Origin of the sequence: Pseudarthrobacter sp. B4EP4b (genome assembly GCF_006680095.1) — a bacterium.
Classification (GTDB): Bacteria; Actinomycetota; Actinomycetes; order Actinomycetales; family Micrococcaceae; genus Arthrobacter.
Genome location: NZ_VHIJ01000025.1, coordinates 1 through 12,416, shown reverse-complemented (window position 1 = coordinate 12,416; position 12,416 = coordinate 1). Strand labels below are relative to the sequence as shown.

Genomic DNA, 12,416 nt, shown 5'->3' with positions numbered 1-12,416 from the left:
CGCCGCTTCCGGCCGGAACCTAGACTTCAATTCATCCCCAGTTAGTGAAGGAACACCATGTCTAAGCGCATCGACGTCAAGGACCTGAACGTGTACTACGGCGATTTCCTCGCCGTGGAGGACGTCACCATCAACATCGAGGCCAAGTCCGTCACCGCATTCATCGGTCCGTCCGGCTGCGGCAAGTCCACCTTCCTGCGGACCCTGAACCGCATGCACGAGGTACTTCCCGGCGCCCGCGTGGAGGGCGAAGTGCTCCTCGACGGCGACAACCTGTACGGCCCGGGCGTGGACCCCGTCACGGTCCGCTCGCAGATCGGCATGGTGTTCCAGCGGCCCAACCCGTTCCCCACCATGTCCATCCGGGACAATGTGCTGGCGGGCGTGAAGCTGAACAACAAGAAGATCTCCAAGGGCGAGGCCGACGTCCTGGTGGAGCGCTCACTGAAGGGCGCCAACCTCTGGAACGAGGTCAAGGACCGCCTGGACAAGCCCGGTTCGGGGCTTTCCGGCGGCCAGCAGCAGCGCCTCTGCATCGCGCGGGCCATCGCCGTGGAGCCGCAGGTGATCCTGATGGACGAGCCGTGCTCCGCGCTGGACCCCATCTCCACCCTGGCCATTGAAGACCTCATCAACGAGCTCAAGGACCAGTACACGGTGGTGATCGTGACCCACAACATGCAGCAGGCAGCCCGCGTCTCGGACCGCACCGCGTTCTTCAACATCGCTGGCACCGGCAAGCCCGGCAAGCTCATCGAAGTCGGCAACACGCACACCATCTTCAGCAACCCCACGCAGAAGGCCACGGAAGACTACGTCTCCGGCCGCTTCGGATAATCCCCAGCCGCGCCCCAGGCTCGCACGCTCGCCCGGGGACCCCCGCGGCCGTGGGCCCACAGCCGGCTGAACCAGGCTCGCACGCTCGCCCGGGGACCCCTGCGGCCGTGGGCCCACAGCCGGCTGAACCAGGGGCCCCCGTCGTACGCCCTGGCCCCGCCCTACTCCTGATCGGGGACTGTCCGCCTATTCGGGGACTTCCAGCTGGAAGCCGCACCGGCAGCGCAGCACCCGGGTGGGCAGCGAGACGGTGTTCAGTGCCCCGCCGGAACTGCTCCGGTAGCACAGGCGCTCTATCTCGAACTCGGCTTCCTCCATGGCAAATCCGCAATGGATGTACTCGTCACCGAGCAAAATAACCTTTGCCATCCACCGCACCTGGCCGAGCGCCGCGGCTACGTCGGCCGCATACGCGAGGTGCTCCTGGAACCGGCGGCATTCGTTGCACGTATAGGAGACGGTGACCAGGTCGCCATTGGCGGCACCCATCGCAATGATCGCGTGGATGGTCAGCTGCTGTTCCGTTCCGCAAAGCTCGCACTGCATATGGCGTGGCTGAGGGGGGTCGTGGCGGGGAGCCGGGGTAGACATGGCGCCTGGTCTTTTCCACGTTGTGCAGCCAACCCGCCGATATGCTGCAGCGGAACCATCCCCAGCCCTGCACCCGGCTGCGGATGGCAGGCCCGGCAGCGGTGCTGGGGGCCTACTTTTGAATTTACGTCACCAGCTTCCGGCTGTACAGGTCTTGCAGGGCAGGGCAGGGCAGTAGCAGACGACGGCGTGGTCCCCGGCTGTGAGCCGGCGGACCCGGTCCGCGCGGCTTATTCCGGCAGCGGGGAAAGTGCCAGCGCCAGCACAAAGGCGAGGGCGGCCGTGGCCAGCGGGGTGAGGATCCAGAGCCCCACGATGCGGATCACCAGTTTCCGGTTGGTGACCGAGAAGTGCTGGTTCTCTCCCGCGCCCAACACTGCAGAGGTGACGGTGTGCGTGGTGGACAGGGGCCAGTGCAGGCCGATGGCACCCACAAAAAGCATCACGGCACTGAAAATCTGGGCCACCGAGCCGCGCAGCGGGTCGATCCTGGTGATTTTATGGCCGATGGTGTGCGAGATGCGCCAGCCGCCGAACATCGTACCGGCGGCGATCATCACCGCTGAAAGCAGCGCAACCCACACGGGGATGCTGCCGCCGTCGGAATAGCCGCCCGCCAGCAGGGCAAGGAGGAGGACGGCGCTGATCCGCTGCCCGTCCTGCAGGCCGTGGCCGAACGCCACCGCCCCCGCGGCGATGGACTGGCTCCGGCGGAACCGCTGGTTCACCACGTTCGGCTGCGTGTGCCGTGCGGCCCAGGTGGCGGGGTAGACCAGCATAAACGCGCCGCTGTAGGCCACCAGGGGGGACAGCACCAGGGGCAGGATGACCTGGAACAGCAGGGAGTTGTCCACTCCGCCAACACCCGGCCCGCCCACGGCGAGGCTGGCGAGTCCCGCCCCGGCAAGGCCGCCCACCAGGGCATGGGTGGTGGAGGCCGGGATGCCCCGCCACCACAGGAAGATTCCCCACGCGATGGCGCTGGCCAGGCCTGCCAGGAGGATGCTGAGTCCGTCCGTCCCGGCAGGGAGGCTGATCCAGGCCTGGCTCACGGCCACCGCCAGTCCCGCGCTGAGCAGTGCGCCAATGAAGTTGAAGAAGGCTGCGAGCAGCACCGCCACGCTGGGCGTGAGTGCCCGGGTGCGGACGGCAAGGGCCACGGAGGTGGAGACGTCGCGGAACCCGTTGACGAAGGCGAACACGGCGGCCAGGAGGACCACTGCGCCGAAGACGACTGCCGTCACCTCAGGATTCCTTGACGATGATGCTGCCTACCTGGGTGGCGATGCGGCGCATGTCCTTGGTGACTTCCACGAGTTGGTTGGCGATGTCGCGGTTGCGGGAGTACTGCGCCCACTTCATATCGCTGATCATGTCCGCCACCCACACCCGGTGGGTCCGTTCGGCACGTTTGGCCAGGCGGAGGATTTCGATCCAGTAATCCTCGAGGTCGTCCAGGTTGTCGAGCCGCCGCATGGCATTCACGGTGAGTTCGGCCTGCCGGCTGATGATCTCCAGCTGGTCCGCGGCCCGTTTGGGGAGGCGCTCCAGCCGGTAAAGGGCCACGAGTTCCGCGGCGGCATCCAGTTTCTCGATGGCCTCGTTGAGGTACCGCGAGAGGGCATACATGTCCTCGCGCGGCAACGGGTTAACAAAGCTGGTGCGCATGTGCGTCAGAAGGGCGAAATGCAGTTCGGCGGACCGTGCCTCGTGGTTGTGCATGTCCTCCACAAGCCTGCCGTGCTCCGCCGCGGGGACACCGAGGATTTCGGCGAGGGTGGCGCTGCCCAGCACAATCTGCTGCGCCATTTGCGACAAGAGGTTCAGCCCGGCGGGCTCCTGGGGAAAAAGGCGCAGTTTCACGTAGTTACCGGTCTCCGGGAGTAGTTCAGGGCGGGAGTTGCCTGCCGTGTGACGTGACCCCGGCGCAACCAACGCTAACTCTACCGGCCCATAAAAGGAGGGTTGAAATGGGCTGACAGCAGGCGGCCAACGAACATCGGGCCTGCCGTAAGCGGGCATAAAAATGGTGCCGAACCGGATACGCCTCTCGGCGGTAGGCCGCTCTAGGCGGCTAAATGTTGAAGCCCGGGGGTTTCGCGGCTCGGCACCAGTTTCAGTGTTCTACGTTGGTTGGCCCAAGTCAACATTGACAGATCGCGCGTTCTGGGCCACAAAGCGGCCTTGTCAGTCCAGTTCGCCCAGCCGCCAGGCGTTGGCGGCGTGCTCAAGGTCTTCAGCGGTTTTGACCAGTTGGTTGGAGTTGCGGGTGAGCTTGCTGGCGTGGGCCTCGTTGCCGTGCTCGGCCCCGTCGGCAAGGGTGGCCTGGCCGAGTGCCACCACGCGGCAGAACGCCGCGGAACGTTCCAGCGCGACGTCGAACTCACCGTCGAACGCCCCGGACAGGATTGCGTCCGCCATGGTCTTCATCTCGTCTGCCCCGGGAGGCTCGGCCGCGCCGGCCACCACGTTGGAAACCTGGGCAGTGTCCTTTCCGGCGCGGAAGTAGACGGAAATGCGCTCCGGGTCCTGCACTGTGGCCGCCCGCAACGCATAGAGGCGCCAGAGGGCACCCGGCAGCGACCGGGCCGGGCTCTCCGCCCACATCTCCGCGATGGCCTCCAGGCCCTGCTCGTCAGCCAGCCTGACCAGCCGCTCGGTCACGGCGGGATCGTCGCTGTCGCGGCCGTGCCGGACCAGCGCCTGGGCGGCGAGGTGGGCGGCCTCGGACACGCGTGCGGGATCCGCGCCGCCGGCAAAAGGCTCAAAGTCCACGGGGGCGAAAGGCTTCGGCTTGTGGTGCCGGTTGGCGCCGCCGTAAGGACTGGGACCTGGTTGCTCGCTCATGCCACCCACGCTACTCCTGTGCCCTGCCGTAAATCGAGCATCGGAACCCTTTGCGCACGCGCCCGACGGCGGGTTCCGGCTTGCGTTCAACGGGGCCGGAACCATGGGTTAGAGTATTAAATGTCCAGAAATGGACTGGGCCGGGCAGGCCGGCACTTCGGTGCCCACACAGCCCGGCAGGGGCCTTTAGCTCAGTTGGTAGAGCATCGGACTTTTAATCCGTGGGTCGTGGGTTCGAGCCCCACAGGGCCCACTCTTTGTAAGAGCGGGAATCCCCCGGCAGCCTTTCGAAGCCGCCGGGGGATTTTTCGTGGGGCGCGTGGCAACCCGGGCCAAACGGGCACAATGGGGACATGACTAAAAGCAGCAGCGGGCGCCTGCCGCGCCTTGAGGACGTGGCTGAACTTGCTGGTGTTTCCCACCAGACCGTTTCCCGGGTGGTCAACGGCCACCCCAATGTCAGCAAGGCAACGCGAGAAAGGGTCGAGGCGGCCATCGCACAACTGGGCTACCGCCGCAATACTGCGGCCCGCAGCCTGGTGACCCGGCGCTCGCAGACCATCGGGGTGCTGGGCAGCGAGCTTTCACAGTACGGCCCCGCCAACACCATGCTCGGCGTCGAGCGTGCCGCGCGCGATGCCGGGTACTTCGTCAGTATCGCCGCGCTGCGTTCCATCGGCCGGGACGCCATCTTCGATGCCCTCCGGCACTTCATGGACCAGTCGGTGGACGGGATCGCCGTCCTGGTGCCGCACACCGAAACGCTGCGGATCCTGGAGGAGTTCAACCCCGGCGTCCCGGTGGTGGCCGTCGGCTCGGCGGGCAACGACGCCGTCAGCGGCGTGACGGTGGACCAGAAGAGTGGCGCCGGGATCGCCGTCGGGCATCTCATCGACCTCGGGCACCGCAGGATCGGCCACGTCGCCGGGCCGGCGGACTGGATCGATGGTGCCCTCCGGGCCGAGGGCTGGCGTGCGGCGCTCCAGCAGGCGGGTTTGCAGGACGACCTGGTGCTGGAAGGCGACTGGAGCGCCGAAAGCGGCTATGCGATCGGGCGGCGGCTGGCGGCCGAGCGGACGGCAACGGCCCTGTTCGTGGGCAACGACCAGATGGCCCTCGGTGTACTGCGCGCGTTTAATGAGGCGGGCGTGCGCGTGCCCGACGACGTCTCCGTGGTGGGGTTCGACGACCAGCCTGAATCGGGCTTCTTTACCCCGCCCCTCACCACCGTGCGCCAGGACTTCGAAGAGCTGGGCCGGCGCTGCATGGATGCCATGCTGAAGGAGATCGAAGCGGGCGCGCCGGTCAGTTCCACGGTGGTCATCCCGCAGTTGGTGCCCCGGGAGAGCACGGCAGCACCGCGCTCCTGACCCGCGCCCTTCCCTGTAGCCTGAAGTGATGCCCCTGCCTGACACCATGCCCCGCAACAACGCCCTGTCCCGCCTTCTTGATGCCGGAGAGAATGTGGTCCTGGACGGTGCCCTGGCCACGGAACTTGAAGCACACGGCTGCGACCTGGAGGACCCGTTGTGGTCTGCCAAAGTCCTGCTGGAGCAGCCGGAACTCGTCAGACGGGTCCACCTCGACTACTTCCGGGCGGGGGCGCGGGTTGCCATCACCGCCAGCTACCAGGCAACGCCGCTGGGGTTCGCGCGCCGGGGGATTTCCGAAGCCGAAGCCCTGGAACGGGTGGCCCTGAGCGTCAGCCTGGCAGACGAAGCCCGCCGCGAGCACCTGGCCGCAAACCCGGAGGCCGGCCCGCTGCTGGTGGCCGGATCTGTTGGACCGTACGGCGCCTACCTCGCGGACGGGTCCGAATACCGCGGCGACTATACCCTGAGCCGGAACGATTTTAAGGCGTTCCACCGGCCGCGGATCGCGGCCCTCGTGGACGCGGGAGCCGACGTCCTTGCCTGCGAAACATTGCCCTCGCTGCCTGAAGCTGCCGCGCTGCTGGAACTGGTTGCCGAGTTCGACGTCGAATCCTGGTTGACGTTCACGCTCCGGGATGGCGCGCACATCAGTGACGGCACTGCCCTCGAACGGGTGGCGGAGCTGTGCAACGACGAGCCGCGCGTCGCCGCGATAGGGGTGAACTGCGTCCCGCTGGAGTTGGTCACTCCGGCACTGGATGCCTTAGGGCGGGCCACCCGCAAACCGTTGATCGCTTATCCCAACTCCGGAGAAACCTACAACGCCACCACAAAGACCTGGGGGCCGTCCGCGGCTTCCGGTGACGCCACTGATGCAGGACGGGCGCCAGCCAGCCTTGTGGAAGGAGCCCCGGCGTGGCACGAACGCGGCGCGCGGATGGTGGGCGGCTGCTGCCGGACCACGCCGGCGGACATTGCCGCCTTGGCCCACTTCTGGCGGTCCTGATCCCGCAACAGCCGGCACTTCTTGCGAGCCCCGGCCGGACGTGAGCCTTATCCGGCGAAACCGCTAAACCACTGGGGATTTTGGCCGGGATGCGTGGAAGCGCCGGGACCAGCGGACAAAACCGGGCCAGTAGTACATAACGGCATAGGTTAAAAGCGCCGCTGCCATGTGCGCGTGGAGCATCAGGTGCGGCGAATACCCGGGCGGCGGTGCAGCCTCGGCCCCCGATGGTCGATCCTGCGCGGGGTACGGGACCTCCTGCCCGCTGCCGCCGTGCCCATGGCTGGGTATCCCTTCTCCGGAGCCGCCGGAAAACGCCGCAAACCCCAGGTGAAGCAGTTGCTGGGCCACCGCGCAGCCGAGCAGCACGGCCCAGCCGGGGACGCTGAAGCGCCCGATCATCGCTGCCGCCATGCCGAGCAGAGCTGCCAAGGCCGCAAGGATGATGAGCGTGGGCGCCGGGCCGCCGGCCGCCAGGTGCGCTGCCAGGCCGAAACCCGTGGAGAGCGGACCGGCCAGCCACGCGACAGTCCCAGTGCGCCCTGCCGGTTGAAGGGTTGCCACAATCTTCCTTCCTGCCGAGGGCGTCCGGTGTGACGTCCATCTGTCCCTACCCCATGTGGCAGCCGTCCCCACAGTTTCCGTGGTGATACTTGGCGCACCTCGATTTACAACGTTGCCTTTTGGGGCATTGACTTCATACTTGTTAGCGCTCACAATTGAAAGGTCGCGAAGCTGCGGCAGCTATTGGAGGAAGTTTTATGGACGTCAGAGTGGACACAGACAGCTACGTCATCGGTGTGGATTACGGAACCCTTTCCGGCCGGGCCGTGGTGGTCCGCGTGCGGGACGGCAAGGAGCTGGGCAGCGGCGTGTACGAGTACCCGCATGCAGTGGTGACTGATGTACTACCGGAAGACGTCGCCGGCCTGGGCGCCGATGGACGGTCCGTCCGGCTCCCAGGGGAATGGGCGCTCCAGGTGCCCAACGACTACCGGGACGTCCTGCGTTTTGCCGTCCCGGCAGCTATGGCTGAGGCAGGAATTGACCCGGCAGCCGTCGTCGGAATTGCCACGGACTTCACCGCCTGCACCATGGTGCCGGTAAAAGCGGACGGAACCCCGCTGAACGAGGTGCCGGGATTCGAAAACCGGCCGCACGCCTACGTGAAGCTCTGGCGCCACCACGCCGCGCAGGGCCAGGCCGACCGGATCAACCGGCTGGCTGCCGAACGCGGCGAAGAGTGGCTGCCCAGGTACGGCGGGCTGATTTCTTCCGAGTGGGAGTTCGCCAAGGGCCTGCAGCTGCTGGAGGAGGACCCCGAAGCCTACGCCGGGATGGACCACTGGGTGGAGGCTGCGGACTGGATCGTCTGGCAGCTGTGCGGCCAGTATGTCCGCAATGCCTGCACTGCCGGTTACAAGGGGATTTACCAGGACGGGCGCTACCCGTCGGAGGATTTCCTGGCTGCCTTGAATCCTGGGTTCAAGGACTTTGTCAGCACGAAGCTGGAACACACTATTGGACGTCTCGGCGACGCCGCGGGCTACCTCACGGCGGAGGCTTCCGGCTGGACAGGCCTGCCTGAGGGTATCGCCGTCGCGGTAGGCAACGTGGACGCGCACGTGACCGCTCCGGCGGCGCGCGCGGTGGATCCCGGCCAGCTGGTGGCGATCATGGGCACCTCCACCTGCCACGTGATGAACGGTAATGAACTCCATGAAGTGCCGGGCATGTGCGGGGTGGTGGACGGCGGCATCGTGGACGGGCTCTGGGGGTACGAGGCCGGCCAGTCCGGCGTGGGTGACATCTTCGGCTGGTTCACCAAGAACGGAGTGCCGCCCGAATACCACGCGGCCGCCCAAGCAGCAGGCGTGGGGATCCACGAATACCTCACCGAGCTGGCGTCCCGGCAGTCCATTGGCGAGCACGGCCTGATCGCCTTGGACTGGCACTCGGGCAACCGCTCGGTGCTGGTGGACCACGAACTGTCCGGGATCGTGGTGGGGCAGACCCTGGCCAGCCGCCCCGAAGACACTTACCGCGCCCTGCTCGAAGCCACCGCATTCGGCACCCGCACCATCGTGGACGCCTTCCGCAACTCCGGCGTTCCGGTCAAGGAATTCATCGTGGCCGGCGGCCTGCTCAAGAACCGGCTCCTGATGCAGATCTACGCTGACGTGACGGGACTGCAGCTGTCCACGATCGGCTCGGAGCAGGGCCCGGCCCTGGGCTCGGCAATCCACGCTGCCGTTGCGGCCGGGAAGTATGCGGACATCCGGGAGGCGGCCGCCGCCATGGGGGCGGAGCCGGGCGAGGTGTACGCGCCGATCCCTGAAAACGCGGCCGCCTACGAGGAACTGTTCCAGGAATACAGGACCCTCCATGACTACTTCGGTCGGGGCAGCAACGACGTGATGCACCGGCTCAAGGCTATCCAGCGGAAGGCTGCCGGTTCCCCCGGCGGGGCCGCCGCTTCCCTGGTGGGGACTGCAGGCCAGGATACTGCGGCTGTTGAGGCTGCTGTGGAGGTGTCCGCATGAGCACCGGAATCCTGGACACCATCGCCCGCGTCAGGGAGGAAGTCTGCGCCCTGCACGCCGAGCTGACCCGGTATGAACTGGTGGTATGGACCGCGGGCAACGTCTCCGCCCGGGTCCCCGGCCACGAGCTGATGGTCATCAAGCCCTCGGGCGTTTCTTATCAGGACCTTACGCCGGAGCAGATGGTGGTCACGGACCTGTATGGGGTGCCTGTGCCGGGAGATGGGACAGGTGAGTGGGGCAACCCGGCGCTCTCGCCGTCGTCCGATACTGCCGCCCATGCCTACGTGTACCGGCACATGCCGGAGGTGGGCGGGGTGGTGCACACGCACTCCACCTACGCCACCGCGTGGGCGGCCCGCGGCGAGTCCATCCCGTGCGTCCTGACCATGATGAGCGACGAATTCGGCGGATCCATCCCGGTGGGACCGTTCGCACTGATCGGGGACGATTCGATCGGGCACGGCATCGTGGAGACGCTGAAGAACTCGAACTCCCCGGCGGTGCTGATGCAGAACCACGGCCCGTTCACCATCGGCAAGGACGCCAAGTCCGCGGTGAAGGCTGCGGTGATGTGCGAGGAAGTGGCCCGCACTGTCCACATCGCCCGGCAGCTCGGCGAGCCCATAGCCATCGACCAGAGCCACATCGATTCCCTGTACGCCCGGTACCAGAACGTCTACGGGCAGTAATCCAGCGCCGCCGATCCAAGCAGCACCCCCCCAGAACTTACTCCCAACAAGACTTACTCCAAAGGAGAACCCATGAGTGGCGCAGCAAACACATCCCTTGACGGTTATGAGGTCTGGTTCCTCACCGGCAGCCAGCACCTCTACGGCGAGGACGTCCTCAAGCAGGTGGCCGCGCAGTCGCAGGAGATTGCCAACCAGCTCAACGCCAGTTCCGACGTTCCGGTAAAGATTGTCTGGAAGCCCGTCCTGACTGATTCGGATGCGATCCGCCGCACCGCGCTCGAGGCGAATTCGAACGATTCGGTCATCGGCGTCACCGCGTGGATGCACACGTTCAGCCCGGCAAAGATGTGGATCCAGGGCCTGGACCTGCTCCGCAAGCCCCTGCTGCACCTGCACACCCAGGCCAACCGGGACCTGCCGTGGGCGGACATCGACTTCGACTTCATGAACCTGAACCAGGCAGCCCACGGCGACCGCGAGTTCGGCTACATCCAGTCCCGCCTGGGCATCGCCCGGAAGACCGTCGTGGGGCACGTCTCCAATCCCGAGGTAGCCCGGCAGGTGGGTTCCTGGCAGCGCGCCGCGGCAGGCTGGGCCGCCGTGCGGACCCTGAAGCTGACCCGCTTCGGTGACAACATGCGTAACGTCGCCGTCACCGAGGGTGACAAGACCGAGGCGGAGCTGCGGTTCGGCGTCGCGGTTAACACATGGTCCGTGAACGAGCTCGCCGACGCCGTGCACGGTGCCGCTGAGGCCGACGTCGACGCCCTGGTTGCCGAGTACGAGGACCTTTATGACGTGGTGCCGGAGCTCCGCGCAGGCGCCGCGCGTCACGACTCGTTGCGGTACGGGGCCAGGATCGAGCTCGGCCTGCGCAGCTTCCTTGAAGCCAACGGCTCCGCCGCGTTCACCACCTCATTCGAGGACCTGGGCGCCCTGCGGCAGCTCCCCGGCCTGGCTGTGCAGCGGCTCATGGCCGCGGGTTACGGCTTCGGGGCCGAGGGCGACTGGAAGACCGCCATCCTGGTCCGTGCGGCCAAGGTGATGGGGGCTGGCCTGCCCGGCGGCGCTTCGCTGATGGAGGACTACACCTACCACCTGGAACCCGGTTCCGAGAAGATCCTCGGCGCGCACATGCTGGAGGTCTGCCCCTCCCTGACCGCCGGAAGGCCGCGACTGGAAATCCATCCGCTGGGCATTGGCGGCAAGGAAGACCCGGTGCGCCTGGTGTTCGACGCCGATGCCTCCCCGGGCGTTGTCGTCGCCCTTTCGGACATGCGGGACAGGTTCCGCCTGGTGGCCAACGCCGTGGATGTGGTCCCGCTGGACCAGCCGCTGCCCAACCTTCCCGTGGCCCGGGCGCTGTGGCAGCCCAAACCCGACTTCGCCACCTCCGCTGCCGCCTGGCTCACCGCCGGCGCCGCACACCACACCGTTCTCTCCACCCAGGTGGGCATGGACGTGTTCGAGGACTTCGCGGAGATCGCCAAAACCGAGCTGCTCACGATCGACGCCGAAACCACCATCCGCCAGTTCAAGAAGGACCTGAACTGGAACGCCGCCTACTACAAGCTCGCCGGCGGCATCTGACCTAGTGGCCGAAGTGCGCCTGCGGAGGACCCTCGGGCAAACGCTCGAGGATGTCCTCCGCCACCCGGCGCACCTTGATATTCCGGTGGCTGGAGGCACGGGCGAGGATCGAAAAAGCCTCGTGGTAGGAACACCTGTTCTGGGCCATGATCACGCCGCAGGCAACGTTGATGGACGTGCGGCTGTCCAGCGCGAACCGCAAATCCGATGCGGTTGACCGGGCGTTATGGAGGTCCAGGGCCATCTGAAGGCTCTTCGCGGCAAGGCCGGCGAAGGAGCGCGCCTCGGAAATGACCTGCAGCGGAAATGCCTTGGCGTCCTGGGCGAAGAACGAGAGCGCGGCCGTGGTTTCGCGCCCGGGTACGCTGCCGTCAGCGGTTGTCCCGCTGTCCTTGTCCACCCGGAGCCGCATTCCCAGGACGCTGCCAAGATTGGCCGCCTGTAACTCCTGGCAATACCGGGGCCAGCGGAAGTCGCCGCTGCGCTGCAGCACCGCCACGGGATGTCCGCCGGCGAGTACGTCGCACACCGGCCCTTCGCCTGCCTCCTGTTCCCATTCCAGGAGCCGGATGACCTCGGCGGATGTTCCGGTGATGACAGGGGCCCGCTTCGCCTGCCGGACCACCACCCCCGTTTCGATCACCAGGCCCGCCGTACCCACAACGGCCCGGGCTGATGCAGCGGCGAGCAGTTCCAGGGAGTCGGACAGCGTTTCGGCGCCGGTCACCAGGTCGAGCAGGATGGCGTTCTGTGTCCCGCTCTGCGGACCGGCAGGCCTGCCCTGCCGTGAATCACCCAAGGCGGCGTTTCCGGCCCCCGGGTTGCCGTGCGGAGCCCGTCCAACTGCCGGATTTCCGTGGATGGCGGGCCCGTGGGGGCGGTGGAGGGGGCCCTGCTGGGAAACCAGAGGGCCGGCGACGGCTGGGGGAGAGGC

Annotated in this window: 12 protein-coding genes and 1 tRNA gene; 7 read left to right on the top strand and 6 right to left on the bottom strand. The window is 66.7% G+C overall.

Features of this window, described 5'->3' with window-relative positions:
- Positions 1-57: 57 nt before the first annotated feature.
- Positions 58-837: a phosphate ABC transporter ATP-binding protein PstB gene (pstB, locus tag FNL14_RS09260; protein WP_091420417.1), complete on the top strand. Its 780-nt coding sequence runs from the start codon at positions 58-60 to the stop codon at positions 835-837.
- A gap of 186 nt (positions 838-1,023) precedes the next feature.
- On the opposite strand, the gene FNL14_RS09255 is transcribed toward pstB, so the two are convergent.
- The 4 genes from FNL14_RS09255 to FNL14_RS09240 all read right to left on the bottom strand — a co-directional run bounded on the left by FNL14_RS09255 (position 1,024) and on the right by FNL14_RS09240 (position 4,275).
- The gene (locus tag FNL14_RS09255; protein ID WP_255470754.1) at positions 1,024-1,383 is read right to left on the bottom strand and encodes a hypothetical protein; all 360 of its coding nucleotides are present in this window, start codon (positions 1,381-1,383) and stop codon (positions 1,024-1,026) included.
- A gap of 275 nt (positions 1,384-1,658) precedes the next feature.
- Positions 1,659-2,672, bottom strand: coding sequence for an inorganic phosphate transporter (locus FNL14_RS09250; protein ID WP_142059415.1), 1,014 nt, complete (start codon positions 2,670-2,672; stop codon positions 1,659-1,661).
- Between the two features lies 1 nt (position 2,673).
- The gene (locus FNL14_RS09245) at positions 2,674-3,291 is read right to left on the bottom strand and encodes a DUF47 domain-containing protein (protein ID WP_091420422.1); all 618 of its coding nucleotides are present in this window, start codon (positions 3,289-3,291) and stop codon (positions 2,674-2,676) included.
- A gap of 324 nt (positions 3,292-3,615) precedes the next feature.
- Entirely contained in the window at positions 3,616-4,275 is a 660-nt protein-coding gene (locus FNL14_RS09240; protein ID WP_091420424.1) for a hypothetical protein, read from the bottom strand.
- A gap of 180 nt (positions 4,276-4,455) precedes the next feature.
- Here FNL14_RS09240 and FNL14_RS09235 point away from each other — a divergent pair.
- The 3 genes from FNL14_RS09235 to mmuM all read left to right on the top strand — a co-directional run bounded on the left by FNL14_RS09235 (position 4,456) and on the right by mmuM (position 6,654).
- Positions 4,456-4,528, top strand: a tRNA-Lys gene (locus FNL14_RS09235).
- A 100-nt stretch (positions 4,529-4,628) separates the two neighbouring features.
- Positions 4,629-5,645, top strand: coding sequence for a LacI family DNA-binding transcriptional regulator (locus FNL14_RS09230; RefSeq protein WP_142059413.1), 1,017 nt, complete (start codon positions 4,629-4,631; stop codon positions 5,643-5,645).
- Between the two features lie 46 nt (positions 5,646-5,691).
- Positions 5,692-6,654, top strand: coding sequence for a homocysteine S-methyltransferase (gene mmuM, locus FNL14_RS09225; RefSeq protein WP_142059463.1), 963 nt, complete (start codon positions 5,692-5,694; stop codon positions 6,652-6,654).
- Between the two features lie 63 nt (positions 6,655-6,717).
- On the opposite strand, the gene FNL14_RS09220 is transcribed toward mmuM, so the two are convergent.
- On the bottom strand, positions 6,718-7,218 hold the full coding sequence (locus tag FNL14_RS09220) for a hypothetical protein (RefSeq protein ID WP_142059412.1): 501 nt from the start codon (positions 7,216-7,218) through the stop codon (positions 6,718-6,720).
- Between the two features lie 197 nt (positions 7,219-7,415).
- On the opposite strand from FNL14_RS09220, the gene araB reads away from it, so the two are divergent.
- The 3 genes from araB to araA all read left to right on the top strand — a co-directional run bounded on the left by araB (position 7,416) and on the right by araA (position 11,482).
- The gene (gene araB / locus FNL14_RS09215) at positions 7,416-9,197 is read left to right on the top strand and encodes a ribulokinase (protein ID WP_142059411.1); all 1,782 of its coding nucleotides are present in this window, start codon (positions 7,416-7,418) and stop codon (positions 9,195-9,197) included.
- Positions 9,194-9,889, top strand: coding sequence for an L-ribulose-5-phosphate 4-epimerase (locus FNL14_RS09210; RefSeq protein ID WP_142059410.1), 696 nt, complete (start codon positions 9,194-9,196; stop codon positions 9,887-9,889). Before araB ends, FNL14_RS09210 begins: the two co-directional genes overlap by 4 nt.
- A 72-nt stretch (positions 9,890-9,961) precedes the next feature.
- The gene (gene araA, locus FNL14_RS09205; RefSeq protein WP_142059409.1) at positions 9,962-11,482 is read left to right on the top strand and encodes an L-arabinose isomerase; all 1,521 of its coding nucleotides are present in this window, start codon (positions 9,962-9,964) and stop codon (positions 11,480-11,482) included.
- A gap of 1 nt (position 11,483) precedes the next feature.
- Here araA and FNL14_RS09200 read toward each other — a convergent pair.
- Positions 11,484-12,416, bottom strand: a 933-nt coding sequence (locus FNL14_RS09200; RefSeq protein WP_370455840.1) for an ANTAR domain-containing protein, incomplete at its 5' end; no start/stop codon positions are given.